General features: G+C 68.7%; 10 protein-coding genes and 3 pseudogenes. 6 read left to right on the forward strand and 7 right to left on the reverse strand.

Annotated elements, in window-relative coordinates; translation table 11 throughout:
- Positions 1-399: 399 nt before the first annotated feature.
- The gene (locus ACFWYS_RS44380; protein WP_384782335.1) at positions 400-1,335 is read right to left on the reverse strand and encodes an AraC family transcriptional regulator; all 936 of its coding nucleotides are present in this window, start codon (positions 1,333-1,335) and stop codon (positions 400-402) included.
- Between the two features lie 349 nt (positions 1,336-1,684).
- Between ACFWYS_RS44380 and ACFWYS_RS44385 the strand changes: the two genes are divergently transcribed.
- Positions 1,685-2,386 (forward strand): alpha/beta hydrolase, encoded by a 702-nt coding sequence (locus tag ACFWYS_RS44385; protein ID WP_384782337.1) that lies wholly within the window; start codon positions 1,685-1,687, stop codon positions 2,384-2,386.
- A 455-nt stretch (positions 2,387-2,841) separates the two neighbouring features.
- Here ACFWYS_RS44385 and ACFWYS_RS44390 read toward each other — a convergent pair whose 3' ends face one another.
- Positions 2,842-4,122 carry a hypothetical protein gene (locus tag ACFWYS_RS44390; RefSeq protein WP_384782339.1) on the reverse strand — a complete coding sequence of 427 codons (1,281 nt, stop codon included), beginning with the start codon at positions 4,120-4,122 and terminating at the stop codon, positions 2,842-2,844.
- A 350-nt stretch (positions 4,123-4,472) separates the two neighbouring features.
- Positions 4,473-4,637 (reverse strand): annotated as a pseudogene (locus ACFWYS_RS44395) (IS5/IS1182 family transposase); the annotation flags it as partial.
- Positions 4,638-4,911: 274 nt separating this feature from the next.
- Here ACFWYS_RS44395 and ACFWYS_RS44400 point away from each other — a divergent pair.
- Positions 4,912-5,187: a transposase gene (locus tag ACFWYS_RS44400; RefSeq protein ID WP_384782341.1), complete on the forward strand. Its 276-nt coding sequence runs from the start codon at positions 4,912-4,914 to the stop codon at positions 5,185-5,187.
- Between the two features lie 179 nt (positions 5,188-5,366).
- Positions 5,367-6,461: a sugar ABC transporter substrate-binding protein gene (locus tag ACFWYS_RS44405; RefSeq protein WP_384782343.1), complete on the forward strand. Its 1,095-nt coding sequence runs from the start codon at positions 5,367-5,369 to the stop codon at positions 6,459-6,461.
- A 170-nt stretch (positions 6,462-6,631) separates the two neighbouring features.
- Here ACFWYS_RS44405 and ACFWYS_RS44410 read toward each other — a convergent pair whose 3' ends face one another.
- Positions 6,632-7,222 (reverse strand): TetR/AcrR family transcriptional regulator, encoded by a 591-nt coding sequence (locus ACFWYS_RS44410; protein ID WP_384782345.1) that lies wholly within the window; start codon positions 7,220-7,222, stop codon positions 6,632-6,634.
- Between the two features lie 20 nt (positions 7,223-7,242).
- Between ACFWYS_RS44410 and ACFWYS_RS44415 the strand changes: the two genes are divergently transcribed.
- The gene (locus ACFWYS_RS44415) at positions 7,243-8,199 is read left to right on the forward strand and encodes an SDR family oxidoreductase (RefSeq protein WP_384782383.1); all 957 of its coding nucleotides are present in this window, start codon (positions 7,243-7,245) and stop codon (positions 8,197-8,199) included.
- Positions 8,200-8,409: 210 nt separating this feature from the next.
- Positions 8,410-9,393 (forward strand): aldo/keto reductase, encoded by a 984-nt coding sequence (locus ACFWYS_RS44420; protein WP_384782347.1) that lies wholly within the window; start codon positions 8,410-8,412, stop codon positions 9,391-9,393.
- Between the two features lie 338 nt (positions 9,394-9,731).
- Here the strand turns inward: ACFWYS_RS44420 and ACFWYS_RS44425 are convergent.
- Positions 9,732-10,178: pseudogene (locus ACFWYS_RS44425) on the reverse strand (IS701 family transposase); the annotation flags it as partial.
- A 172-nt stretch (positions 10,179-10,350) separates the two neighbouring features.
- On the opposite strand from ACFWYS_RS44425, the gene ACFWYS_RS44430 reads away from it, so the two are divergent.
- Entirely contained in the window at positions 10,351-10,842 is a 492-nt protein-coding gene (locus tag ACFWYS_RS44430) for an SRPBCC domain-containing protein (RefSeq protein ID WP_384782349.1), read from the forward strand.
- Between the two features lie 261 nt (positions 10,843-11,103).
- On the opposite strand, the pseudogene ACFWYS_RS44435 reads toward ACFWYS_RS44430, so the two are convergent.
- Positions 11,104-11,199: pseudogene (locus ACFWYS_RS44435) on the reverse strand (IS5/IS1182 family transposase); the annotation flags it as partial.
- An 890-nt stretch (positions 11,200-12,089) separates the two neighbouring features.
- Positions 12,090-13,646 carry a GMC family oxidoreductase gene (locus ACFWYS_RS44440; protein ID WP_384782351.1) on the reverse strand — a complete coding sequence of 519 codons (1,557 nt, stop codon included), beginning with the start codon at positions 13,644-13,646 and terminating at the stop codon, positions 12,090-12,092.
- Positions 13,647-13,710 lie beyond the last annotated feature (64 nt).

A 13,710-nucleotide genomic window follows, 5' to 3' on the forward strand; every position in this document is an offset into this window, starting at 1 on the left:
CATCGTGCCCGAAGTCGCCGCCACCGGCCCCACCGCCGCCGCTGCCCTGGAACACCTCATCACCGAGCTGACGCGACCCGCCTTGCACGAGGCGGAGCCGGAGTGAGACGGGCCGCTGTCTCCGATCACCCCGCACGCTCACAAGCCTGGTGAGCATTCTCTTCCGTGCACAAAGGACGCGCACTTTGACCCCCGCCAGCGGCTGCCATGGCGCCACTTCAGAAACAGATCAGTTCGCCGCTGGGGAAGTGTCAGATGCGTGGCTGGCATGCCGAGCACATCAGAGAGGGAGGGACCGGGGCGGCCGAGGAGCCCTCGCCGAGTCCGACGAGAAGTGGCGGTCGGTCTCCTGGTCCGTCTGGGACTGAAGGTCCCTGGCGCTGCCTGCGCCGTCGGCGGTCACACCCGTCGGCGGTCCCGCCCGGACTGCCGCAGCGCCCGGTAGGTGCCCGGCGGTGCGCCCATTACGCGCTTGAAGGCATGGCTGAAGGAGCTCTCCGAGCCGTAGCCCCAGCGGTTGGCGATCGCCAGGACGGTGCGGTCAGTTGTCCTCAGCTCCCGAGCCGCCGAGCGGATGCGCCAGCTCACCAGGTACTCCAGGGGCGGCATGCCCACCGTCTTGGCGAACCGGGCGGCGAACTGGGACCGGGACATCCCGGTCTTGGCGGCGAGTTCGCCTACGGTCCAGCGGTGCGCCGGCATGTCGTGCATGAGTGTCAGCGCGGCACTCATCTGGCGGTCCCTGAGAGCGGTGAGCCAGACGCCGCCCTTCGCGCCCTGGTCCGCCACATGGGCGCGGAGCAGATGGACCAGCAGGATCTGGGACAGCCGCTCCGTGACGAAGGGGGACCCCGGCCCGGGGGCATCGGTCTCGGCGCGCAACAGTTCGAGCGCGGCCCGGATCGATCGCGCGGCGCCGGACCCTGCAGGGACGTGGACGAGCGGTGGAAGGACGTCGACGAGCACCGCTGCGTTGGCGTCGTCGAGATCGAACCCACAGCCCACCACGATCGCGTCACAGGCAGACCCGATCCGCACCGTCGACCCTTCGGTGTGTCCCGTGAACACCTCGGAGCTCGGCACCGCCCGCATCGCCGGGCCGCCGGACAGTTCGTAATTCCGGCCACCGCCCAGCAGATAGCAGTCCCCCTCCGACAAGGTCACCGGTGCCGGCAGGTCCGCGACCGAGATCCTGCACGTGCCCTTCAGCACCGCGCCGAACTTGATGTGCCGGTATCCCTGGAAACCGACGGCCCAGGGCTCCTGCGCCTCGACCCGGGCGAATTGGGCACTGCGCAGATCGAGCAGGCCCAGCACGTCGGTCAGCGGATCCATCGGCCACCCTTCTGTCCACAGGTGTTTCCCTCCGGGCGTCGGTGAGGACCCCCACCGGCGCTCGCGAACCGACGGCCGAGCGTAACGCTCCACCGCCCTCCCGCCGCGCGCGGGACGGCGGCGCAAGAATCGCGGACGGACGCGCATGGCTTCGAGCCTTGCGGCGCCCGTACCGTCGTCGCAGGACAACGCTCGGGCAGGACCGCCTTTCCGCCGGGACTGCGGGCCGTCCCCGGCATTGTGCTCGGCATTGGTCCGACTGTTCGCGCTCTTGCCGTCCCCACCTGTTTTCCCGCGACCGCGATTCGCCGTCTTCACGGTGGTCGCCGTCCTGTTCGTAAGGCGATGCATGGCCACCGTAGACACCGACCAGCCCGCGATCCTGCTCGTCCACGGCGCCTGGCACGGCGCCTGGTGTTGGGAGATGCTGATCCCCGAACTCACCGCCCTGGGATGGCGGGTCGCCACCGTCGACCTGCCGAGTGCCTCGTCCGACCCCGAGAACACGGCCGGGATGTACGACGACGCGCGCGTCATCCGCGACAGCCTGAACGCGATCGGCGGCCAGGTCACCGTCCTGGCTCACTCCTACGGTGGGATACCCGCCACCGAGGCCGTCGCCGACGTGCCCCATGTGTCCCAGTTCATCTACCTCAGTGCCTTCCAGGTCGACGAGGGTGTCTCCCTGTCGATCCAGAGCGGTGGTCAGATGCCCGGCGGGGAGACCGGGACGCTGCCCGCGCCCGAGGACCCGCGGAGCTTCTTCTACGCCGATGCCGCCCCCGAGGATGCGGAGCGCGCCGCCGCACGGCTGGTCCTGCAGAGCGTCAAGTCGTTCGGCGAACCCGTCACCACCGCGGGATGGAAGACCGTGCCCTCCAGCTACATCATCTGCGAGCAGGACATGGCCATGCCGGTCGCCTTCCAGGAGTCCATGGCGATCCGTTCCGAAAGGGTGTACCGGTTGTCTTCCAGCCACTCGCCCTTCCTCTCCATGCCCGCGGAGCTGGCGGGAATCATCACCAGCGACGCCGGTCGGCAACTGAGCTGACTGGACGACGGCGATGTCGCCGAGGCCTCAGCTTGCCGTTGCGGTGCGGCGTCGCACGTGCCTCGAACCTGATCGGTACTTTCGCAGTTCAGCGGACGTGAAGGCGGCCTTCGTCTGATCCTGTGCCCAGTGCCACCGGCGGGCCGGTCGCGGCTACTCGTCGTGGAGTTCGGACGCGGCGTGAGGGCTGAAAGGCGTACAGGTCGAGGATTCCTGGTGACTTGGCCAGGCCAGGCCAGGGCCGCCGTCGCGGACCCAGGCGGTGATGTCGTGCGACCCGAAGCTGAACGTCGACTTCACCAGCTCCGCGAACAGGAGCCGACCGCCTCCGGCTTCGGCACAGCCGCCTGATCCGGCAGAAGCGGCTTTGGGGACCGAGTAGGGACGCGGAGGGCCCCGCACGGAACCGGGAGGTCGGGGGTTCACGTGCGGGGCCGCTCACGGGGTGTGGGCCGTCAGACTCCGGTGAGGGTGTACGTACCCGTACCGTCCTGCCTGCCGCTGGAGTACTGGCGTATGAACTCCCCGTCCGCGTACCGGTCGTGGCCCATCATGGAGCCGGTGTACTTGTTCTGCACACCGATCTTCGAGCTGCCGGGTACGTCGCGGTAGATGTAGAACCGCTGGAGGTCGTCCTCCGTGCAGGGGACCGTCTGCAGGACCGCCTGTTCGGTGGCCGCGTTCTGCTCGGCGATGGTCGCGCACCCGCCGTTGCCCCAGTTCCACAGGGACGCCGCGAGGACCCCGTTGTTCTCCGTCACGTTGCACAGGCGCCAGTTGTCCAGGTGGGCGCTGAAGATCGACGAGGGCCGCAGGCGGACACCGTCATCCGCAAGGAGCGGCGCGCCCCAGGACAGTGGCTTGCCGGGTACGGCGATCTTGTAGACCTCGGCCTTGCAGTCGAGCGCGGCCCGCGCGCTACGCCCGGTGGCCTTGGGCTGTGCGGCGGACGTGCCGCTGGTGGGAGCCGGGCGCTGCACGAGGCGGTCCCGCTTCTGCTTCGCCGTCGGTGCCACCGCACCCGCCGGGTGCTCGGCCTTCGCGGCGGCCGAGCCACAGTCGAGGAGGCCCCGTGCCTTGGCCATGATGCTGCCTGCGGGCACCTGGTCCTGGCAGCGCACCGCGCCTTCCTCAAGGGTGGTGTAGGTGGTGAAGTTGCCGCCGTCGGGCCCCTCGATCCACTTCAACGCCCAACTGCCGTCGCCCTGTTGGACGCGGTTGCAGTTGAGGCTTCCGTACGTACCGGTGACCTTCTTGGTGCCTTTGTAGGCGCCGTAGTAGCCGGGCTGGTTGAAGTTCCACGTGACCGCATTCGACTCGGTGCTGGTGGAGGTGTAGTCGACCTTCACGTTCAGGCCCAGGCTCGCGCCGACCTTGCCGAGGGTCTCGACGGCGAAACTGCCCTCGACATTGCCGTTGAGGCCGACGGAGACCGAGATGGTCGTCTGGGTGCTGGTGGTGACGGTCTGGGTGCCGGTCGTGCCCTCGGTGACGTACCAGCCCTTGAAGTGGGTGATCGTCGGGGACACTTCGGTGGTCTTGATGTACGGGTGGCGCTTGCCGAGATCGGCGGCAGTGCAGGCCTCACCGAGCTTTGCCTGAGCAGCGGCGGGCCTTGCCGGGGCGGCGGCGGCCGGTGAGGCCGCGAAGCTCATGGCGGTTATCGCGGAGGCAGCCGTAGCGGTGAAGACTATGAGCCCCTTGCCGAAGCGGCCGGTCGATCTTAAGTGACGCATCGTTGTCTTTCCCCCTTCGGCCGGCCCGCGCGCAGGCGGGAACCCCGGCCGGTGGTGTGGTCAGTGTGATGGTGCTGAGCGCGACTGAACATAGGGCCACCCGATGAAAAGATGATGACGGAATCAGCGAGTTTGATCATGCTGGGGTGGAATGGCTTGTTCTCGGTTGGTACGCGCGGGCGTTGCCCGAGTTCACCGTGATGTCCGTCCAGCATGCGGCCGGCGGGAGCCGAGAGTGCCGGGAGCAGGTACAGCCGCGGGACGACCGGGGTCTGCCGGGTAACTGGTGGGGAACCAGGGGCTGGTCCAGGGTGCGGCGGTGGTCAGGAGCTGGCCGGGTGTGCGGGTACCACCAGCAGCACCCGCTCGGCCAACGGCAACGACCACGGCCGGCCCCGCAACGTGCCGTCGCCACCCCGCTCCCGCACAACCTTCAACAGACGTGCGTACTGCGTCACTTGAAGTCCGGTGAACGTCTCCACCCACACCCGGTCAGCCCTTAACACCCCTGCCATGCCAGGGAGATGCCCAGCTCAGAGCCTTGTGCAACACGCTTTTGCCCGCGGTACCACCCTCACGGCTCGGCCACACACCACGAGTGACCGTGAGCGGGCGGCGCTCGGGACGCCTGTCGGCGGCCGGACTGATCGCGATGCGCCCAGGCTGCCGCGCCCGGCTGTGCCACCGCCTGCGCACCCACCTCGCGGGTAAGGCCAAGCGCCGCAGCATGGGCGAGCGCGCTTCATCGCACAGATCGACGGAACCCATCAGCAGGTCAAGTCGACGAACGTGCTGGTGTGGGACCGGCTGAGCACCCACGTCTCCCACGCCATGCGTGAGTGGCTGACGGTGTTCCTGCTGCCCGCCTGCTCGCCCGACCTCAACCCGGTCGAGTGGGTATGGGCGCACGTCACACGCAGCCTGGCCAACCTCGCCGTCGTCGGCCTCGGCCGCCTGGAAGCGCTCGGTCGCAATCGGCTCACACGCCTCCAGTACGGGCCCGACGCCCTCGACGGTCTCATCACCGGGACCGGCCTCGCCCTCGACATCCCAACGTCACCCTGACGAGCCGAAGACAGTAACGATGATGCCCGGGCCGAGCGGTGCCGGCCCCGGTGGCGAGAAGCAGCTGCCGGTATCGTGTACAGATCCGGGCCGGCATCGTCGCGGCCTGTCTGTCCTGCTTCCGGGTACCAGGCGGACACGCCGCTCAGGCTGCTGCTGGCCGGGAAGGAGGCAGGCCGGTGAACATCCGTACACGTGAGGCCGTCGTCGCGACCGCGGTGTCCCTGACACTGGGCCTCGGTGCCTGTGGGCAGGCCGGCGAATCGGTAGGCAGCTCCTCCGGCGAGGGCGGACTGAGTATCGGCCTCCTGCTGCCGGAGAAGCAGACAGCCCGCTATGAGCAGTCCGACCGGCCCCTGATCACCGAGAAGATCAAGGAGCTGTGCGGCAGGTGCACGGTGAAGTACGCCAACGCTCACGACGATACGGCCGTTCAGCGGCAGCAGATGGAATCCATGATCAACAGGGGAGTGGATGTCCTGATCCTCGACGCTGTCGATATCCGGGGTGCGCGTTCCATGGTCAAGGAGGCGAAGGATGCGGGTGTCCCGGTCATTGCCTACGACCGGCCCGTCGAGGGCCCGATCACGGCCTACGTCTCCCATGATCCAGTGGCTATCGGCAGGTTCCAGGGCGAGGCGCTGCTCAGAGCCCAGGGTGCCCGCGGGGACGGCGGCCGCGTCGTCAGGGTGGACGGCCCCCAACAGTCCGCCGGCGTGGTCAGCCCGTTTGACAGTGGGGCGCAGTCCGTCCTCAAGGGCAAGGTGGAGATCAGCAAGGTGTACCGTGCCGAGACCTGGAACACAGGTAGTGCCTACGTCGCGATGTCCGGCGCCATCGCCGCTGAGGGCACCGACATCGACGGCGTCTGGGCCGGCAACGACGTCATCGCTGGCGGCGTCATCGCCGCCCTCAAGGACGCCCGCGTCAGGCCGCTGCCGCTGGTCGTCGGCCAGGACGCCGAGCTCCCAGCCGTGCAGCGTATCGTCAGCGGCGAGCAGGCCATGACGGTCTACAAGCCCTACCCGCCTGAAGCGGAAGCCGCCGCCAGATTCGCTGTCGCCGTCGGCCGCGGTGAAGACATCGACCGCATCGCTGAGGACGAGGTCGACATCTCCACCGCCAAAGACGTCCCGGCTGTGCTGATCACTCCGATCCCTTTGACCGCACAGAACATCAAGGACACCGTCGTCAAGGACGGCATGTACACGATCGACCAGATCTGCACTCCCAGGTACCGGCCCGCGTGCGAGAGGGCCGGACTCACCGGGTAGGGCCCGCATCCACCTGCCGCCGAGGCACCGGCTCGCATGAGGTGGGACGAACGCACCTGCCTCTACCTGCAGCGACGCACCACGGAAGGCATGTCCAAGCGGGAAATCATCCGCCGCCTCAAGCGTTGTGTCGTCCAAGAGGTCTACCGGCACATACGACCGACAACGGGTCACGAGCTGGACGCCGGCCCGTCCGCTCCGTACCGGAGGCCGTCGAGGAGCAGGTCGAGGAGGCGGCCGGCCCGTTCGCGTTGGTCGGGCGCGCTGGTGATCAGCGCGACGCCGGCCAGGCTGAAGCCGACATCGAAGGGGTCGATGTCCGGGCGCAGGAGACCGGCGTCGGCGCCGGCGTGCAGCAGGGTGCCGAGCGCGGTGCCGAGTCTGTCGAGGGTCTCGGCGAAGGGGTCCGCACCGGATGCGACCGCGGCCCGCAGCGCGTCCGCCATGCCCTGCTTGGCAGCCAGGTAGTCGATGAAGTCGTCCATCCATAGGCGCATCGCCCGGTCCGGCGCATTGTCGGCGAGCAGCTTCGCGGCGCTGTCGCAGACGCGGGCCAGCTCGTTGCGGTAGGCCGCCTCGACCAGCGCCTCGCGCGTTGGGAAGTGGCGGTAGAGCGTGGCCGAGCCGACGCCGGCGGCCTTGGCGATCGTGTCGATGGCAACGTCCGCGCCCTTCTCGGAGAAGGTGCGTACGGCCGCTTCGAGGATGCGCTCCCGGTTGCGGCGGGCATCGGCACGCAACACGCTCGGTTTGGTGGTCAAGGCTGCTCCCTTCATGGGGGATCAGTCTATCTGGACAACCGGGGAGTTCCCCGTTTACCGTTGCAGATAACCGGGGAACTCCCCGGTTACGGGTCCCGGCCCGTTGTGTTCCCCAGGCAAGGAAGACCCTCATGACCTCCCCGAAGACGGTTCTGATCACCGGTACGTCCTCCGGCATCGGCCTGGCCGCCGCCATCGGCACCGCCCGGGCGGGCTGGGCAACCATCGCCACCATGCGCGATACCGGAAAGGCCGAGGCCCTGCTCAAGGCCGCCGCCGAGGCGGATGTCGCGGACCGGATCCAGGTCAAGCGCCTGGATGTGACCGACTCCACCGGCATCACTGCCTGCCTGGACGAGGTCGTCGCCGAGCACGGCCGCCTGGACGCGCTGGTCAACAACGCCGGCGCCGCCCAGGTCGGCACCATCGAGCAGAGCAGCGTCGACGACGTCCGCGCGGCCTTGGAGGTCAACTTCTTCGGCGTGGTGGCGGCGACCCGGGCCGCCCTGCCGCACCTGCGTGCGTCGAAAGGCCGGGTGATCACCGTGAGTAGCGTCGGCGGCGTCGTCGGCCAGCCCTTCAACGAGGCGTACTGCGCGGCCAAGTTCGCCGTGGAGGGCTTCATGCAGTCTCTCGCGCCGGTCGCGGCCACCGTCGGCGTCGATGTCACCGTGATCGAGCCGGGTGCGGTGGCGAGCGAGTTCGTCGCCAATCTCGGCCTGGACGTCCCGACCCTGCTCGCCGCCGCCGGGCCCTACGGCCCGGCGCTTGAGGCCTACATCACCCGCACCCGGCAGTCGTTCGCCAACGCCCAGACCCCGGCCGAGGCAGCCGCTCCGATCGTCGACGCCCTGACCGCCGCCCGCCCGCCCTTCCGCATCCAGACCTCGCAATGGGCCCGCGACTTCGTCGCCACCACCCTCGCCGACCTCGACGGCTCCGCCGTCCAGACCCTCACCGGCACCTGGGTGCGCTGACCGCCCCGCGTCCCGGTGGGTGCACTGCCGACGCCGGGCGCGGCAGCCGCACAGCATCCCCGCCCGCCGGCGCCACACCGCCGCCGCCCCCCGCCCGACCGCGACCGGCGTCCGACCACACCCGGTCAGGGCCGAGGGCCGCAGCGCACCGGACGCACAACCAACCAGTCACACCCCGCGGGACGACCCGCAACAGCAAGGAAGATCACCATGGAACTCCGCACCCTCGGCAGCCAGGGCCTGACCGTCTCCGCCGAAGGACTCGGCTGCATGGGCATGAGCGCCTTCTACGGCAGCACCGACGAGGCCGAGTCCCTCGCCACCATCGACCGCGCCCTGGAACTGGGCGTGACCCTGCTGGACACCGCCGAGAGCTACGGCCCGTTCATCAACGAGCAGCTCCTCGGCAAGGCCCTCGCCGGCCGCCGCGAGCAGGCCGTCGTCGCCACCAAGACCGGCATCGAGTTCACCGACGACGGCACGCTCCTCGGCCACAACGGGCGACCCGAATACATCCGTCGTTCCCTGGACCGCTCCCTGCGCCACCTGAACACCGACCACGTCGACCTCTACTACCTGCACCGGGTCGACCCGCAGGTGCCGATCGAGGAGACCGTCGGCGCCATGGGTGGGCTGGTGGCCGCCGGCAAGGTTCGCCACATCGGCCTGTCCGAGGTCGCGCCGCAGACCATTCGCCGCGCCCACTCCGTCCACCCGATCACAGCGGTCCAGACCGAGTACTCGCTCTTCGAGCGCGGCATCGAGGACGACGGGGTCATGGCCACCCTGAACGAACTCGGGATCGGCCTGGTCGCCTACTCGCCGCTCGGACGCGGGTTCCTCTCCGGTGCGATCACCAGCCCGGACGACTTCGCCGCCGACGACTTCCGCCGCACCGACCCGCGATTCCAGGGCGAGAACTTCACCCGCAACCTGGCCGTGGTCGACGAGGTCCGCCGCATCGCCGCCGCCAAGCAGGTCTCGCCATCCCAGCTGGCTCTCGCCTGGGTGCTGCACCAGGGCGCGGTCGCCATCCCCGGCACCAAGCGCCGCCGCTACCTGGAGGAGAACGTCGCCGCCACCACCGTGACGATCACCGATGAGGACTTGGCCGCCATCGAAGCCGTCACCCCGCGCGGCATCGTCTCCGGCGACCGCTACGCCCCCGAGCTGATGCAGAACCTCAACGGCTGACCCCCGGGGCGCGTCGGGGAAGGCAGCCCGGACGACCCCCAACCGTGCGGCGTCCCGGCGGCTCGCCCCGCCGACGCCGCACCTGACCTCGCCTCGCTGCGCTCGCGCGCCTTGAGTGCCCGCTGTCCGGGCATCGGCGGCGACTCTGACGGTATGGGTGGCCATGAGGAATTCCCGCCCGGTGGGTAAGTGAGGTCTCACCCGCAGGAGCGTGAAGCTGGCCACCCCGGCACCCGCCGGGCCGGGAGTCGCGCTCCGCCCTGTTCGCACGGTGGTGCCGCGAGCACGGGCGGGTGGCGAGCGACCCCGCCTGCCTTCTCTGTCGGGGCCCTGTCCCAGGCCGCCCGGCGTCGGTCCGCATCGTCGGTCCATGCGCGCGGGATGTACAACTCCCGATCGATTGCCGCGTGTCCGGCGGCAGTGGCGTAGACGAGGCAGACGGCGACTTGGGGGTTCTCGATCCTGCCCGTGGTGCCGGTGTACTGGCGCTGCACGCCGACCGTGTGGGTGCCCTTCTTCAGATCGCCGGTCTCGTCGACGACCAGTACGGCGTCGGTGTCGCCGAGGTGCTCCACGACGTATTCGCGTTCGTCGTCGCGGACTGCCTCAGAGTCCCACTTGGCCCGTGCCAGCAGGTGCTGCAGGCCGTCCGGTGTGGCCTGCCCGGCATGCTTGGCGATGGTCCGGCAGTTCTTCCGCGGCAGGCCGGACGGCAGTCCCACAACGAGCGACCGTGCCCGGCGTCGAGGTTCGGTCCGCGTGAAACGGCCCGCGATCCGGCCCATAAGGCCACCGAACATGTCCCGCCAGCGAGCCAGGTCTACGCTGTGTCCCGCGGCCAGCTCTTGATCTTCGTTTGTCCACACAGCACGCGATGATCACCGGTGGCCGCACCCGTCCTCACACCGCCCCTGGCCAGCTAGATCGCGGTCTACGGCTGAGATACTTACGATACGCATGCTGGTCAATCTCGGCGCTTTCGGTTGGAGGAGGTTCGCGATGACACACGATGGCGGGCTGAGGCTGCATCTGCAGCGTGTCCTCCGCGCTCCGCGCTCGGCCGTATTCCGAGCGTTGACCGAACCGCAGGAACTGGCCAAGTGGTGGGGCCCTGACGGGTTCGCCATTCCAAGTGTGGAAAGCGACCTTCGGCCAGGCGGTAGGTATCGGATCGCCATGCAGCCTCCGGAGGGCGATCTGTTCTACCTGGTGGGGGAATTCGTTGAGGTCGACCCTCCGGAACACCTGTCCCATACCTTCCGGTGGGAGGATCCCGATCCCGAGGATCGGGAGACGGTGGTGACGCTGTCGCTTCGCGATATCGGCGGTACACGGACCGAGTTGGTCATCAGCCAGGGTGACTTCGCCACTGAGGGGCGCCAAGCTCTTCACGAGGAGGGCTGGACTCAGAGTCTCAACAAGCTGGAGGTGCTGGTGTCGTCGGCCTGAGATCTTTGCCGCGGGGGAGGGGCCCCTGACGGTGACCGTACCTGTCTTCGCACCGCCCCTGAACAGCAAGATCGCGATCTACGGCTGGAGTACCAGGCCGCCACCGTCAGAGCGTAGAAACGACCGTCTCGTGGCTGGCCGACTGCCGCCGCCTGCACCGGCGCTACGAACGCGAGGCTGAACACTTGCGCGCGACAGCGAGCGTGCGTGGCGGTCAGCCGTCGCGAGCGGAGTCAGAACGTTGCCCCCAACATCACTTCGGAGAGTCCTCTCGACGAGCCAGCGGTGGCGGCCCAGTCGTGTGGAGGGTTCGATGCCCCTCCGGGCAATGCGGTGGTGGATGCCCCGGCGCCGTCGACCAGCACGGGCGAGGCGCGCGGGAACGAGTCGGCGGCATGGTGGGTGTTGATGGACGCGCCCCGGGTCTGCCACGCGTTCGCTTTGATCATGGTGTCGACCGGGCCACGTATAGGGCAGGATCGGCCCGGGCTGATCGAGGGCCATGTCGGACGCCCCGGCGCGGATGAAGGCGTGCCCCAGATCAAGCGCTTGACCCGGTGGCCGTCGGCGTCGGGGACGCGATGCGCCACTCGAACCCGTCCTCGACGGCGCCGAAGATGTCGCGCAGATCAAAGAACAGCAGCCGGTATGAGGGGTGCAAGAGTTCGCCCCTCATACCGTACTGGCGATCAAGAAGCGGGTGACGCTACGCTCGCCAATCGCTACACCCCTACGCCAAGTGAGCGATGCTATAGGGGTGTTGCAGGTTGACTGCCGCAACGACAACTTCATTCGCGAACGTGTTCCGTCATGTCGGAGCCTCAGTTTGTGCCGCCTCGGGGGAGGGCCGGAACTGGGAAGTCCGACGGTCCCAGTCGTGTGTGCTGACTGAATGACTAATTAGGCGGAGCGCTAAAGATGGATAACGCAAGGGTCGTCCGTTTGTTGACGATTGGCCTCGTTGTCGTTTTGGCCGCCCTGATCGCGGTTGTTGCCGCATGGGGCGCACGGTCAATGGGTGCGAGCTGGCCCGACGTCCTTCAACGTGGTGGAGTCGCGTTCGGCGGCAGCATAGGGGTGTGCGCCGCACTGGTCGCCCTGTACCGGGCTATCGGTGGAGGGGACGGTCGGTAGCGCTGCCTCAGGTGCCACACGAGAGGTGGACGCGCAGCTCAAGGGGCCGGTCCGTCCCGACCATCGGAGCAGGAGTGGCACGACTTCCAGCAGCACTTCGGGCCCGTAAGCCGTCACACCGGCGCCGGGAGACCGCGGATCATGTCTGCGGCCTTTTCCGCGATCATGATCGTGGGGGCGTTGGTGTTGCCCCGCACCACGGTGGGCATCACCGAGGCGTCCACCACCCGCAGGCCGCTCACGCCGTGCACCCTGAGCCGGGAATCCACGACCGGGCCGATGGAGCACGTGCCCGCCGGGTGGTAGAGGGTCTGCAGCTCACGCTGGGCGAAGTCGAGCAGGCCGGCATCGTCTGTGGCACGCGGTACGCGGAAGTCGGCACGGCGGTGCTTGGCCAGGCCGGGCCGGTCGGCGATGTCGAGCAGCATCCGCAGTGCCCGGATCATCGTTGCGCGATCCTCTTCGGTGGTCAGGTAGTTGTGCAGAATGTGCGGCTTGGCGCTGGGGAGCGCCGAGCGTAGGGAGACCTTGCCCCGGCTCGTGGGGGCGAGCAGGACCGCACCGAACATGAAGGCGTGGTCGGTCACGGGGCTGATGCCCTCCTCGTGGAACATCACCGGTGTGGCGTGCACCTGGATGTCGGGGGCGTCCAATCCTTCACGAGTGCGGTGAAACCCGCCGGCCTCGCCGACGTTCGAGGTGAGCGGACCGCGGCCCTCGGTCTCCAGCAGGCGGAGGTTGTCCGGGGTTTCGGCGGTGAACAGCGACTCGGTGTCGGTGAGATAGCCCAGACCGACATGCGGATGATCCTGCAGGTTCTCCCCCACAGGGAGATCGACGCGGGGCGTGATGCCGCGGGCCGCCAGTTCGCCGGCTGGGCCGATACCGGAGAGCATGAGCAGCTGCGGAGAGTTGTAGGCACCGGCTGCCAGCACGACCTCCCGTTCGGCGCGCAGGCACTGCAGTTCGCCGTCCCGGTCCACCTCGACTCCGGTCGCACGCTCGCCGTCGAACAGGATGCGGGTGCACTGGGCGCCGGTCAGCACCTCCAGGTTCGGCCGGGACAGGGCCGGCCGCAAATACGCGTCGGCTGTGCTGCAGCGCAGACCATCGCGCTGAGTGAGGTGGTAGTAGCCGACGCCGTCCTGCTCGGGGCCGTTGAAATCGCTGGTGTAGGGGTGGCCGGCTTCCTGCGCCGCCGCCACATAGGCGTCCATCAACGGATGTCGGGAGCGGCCTTCGCCGACCGTGAGCGGCCCGCCGGTGGCGTGCCACGGTGACGTGGCGCCCGTGAAGTCCTCGGCCCGAAGAAAGTACGGCAGTACGTCCCGCCAGCTCCAACCGTCGGCGCCATCGGCCGCCCAGGCGTCGTAGTCGCGGCGATTGCCGCGTATGTAGATCATCGCGTTCATCGAGGAGCAGCCGCCGAGCATGCGGCCCCGGGGCAGATATCGACGGCGGCCGTCCAGCCCCGGCTCACACTCGCTGAGGTAACTCCAGTCGTACTTCGTCTGGAAGAGCTTGCTGAACGCCGCTGGAACGTGGATCTCCGCGGCATCGTCCACAGGGCCTGCCTCTAGCAGCAGCACACGTGCGCTCTCGTCCTCGGTGAGCCGGTCCGCCAGCACGCACCCGGCCGATCCGGCGCCCACGATGATGTAGTCGTACACCAGTGCCCCCTCGCCCCACCCGGTTGCTCGATCCCTTCACCCAAGCGGTAACGGCGGGGGAATC

This window comes from Streptomyces sp. NPDC059010 (genome assembly GCF_042740355.1).
Lineage (GTDB): Bacteria > Actinomycetota > Actinomycetes > Streptomycetales > Streptomycetaceae > Streptomyces.

Excerpts from the sequence above, each read along its gene's own strand:
- ACFWYS_RS44380 (WP_384782335.1), bottom strand. The coding sequence starts at position 1,335 with ATGGATCCGCTGACCGACGTGCTGGGCCTGCTCGATCTGCGCAGTGCC.
- ACFWYS_RS44385 (WP_384782337.1), top strand. The coding sequence starts at position 1,685 with ATGGCCACCGTAGACACCGACCAGCCCGCGATCCTGCTCGTCCACGGC.
- ACFWYS_RS44390 (WP_384782339.1), bottom strand. The coding sequence starts at position 4,122 with ATGCGTCACTTAAGATCGACCGGCCGCTTCGGCAAGGGGCTCATAGTC.
- ACFWYS_RS44420 (WP_384782347.1), top strand. The coding sequence starts at position 8,410 with ATGGAACTCCGCACCCTCGGCAGCCAGGGCCTGACCGTCTCCGCCGAA.
- ACFWYS_RS44430 (WP_384782349.1), top strand. The coding sequence starts at position 10,351 with ATGCTGGTCAATCTCGGCGCTTTCGGTTGGAGGAGGTTCGCGATGACA.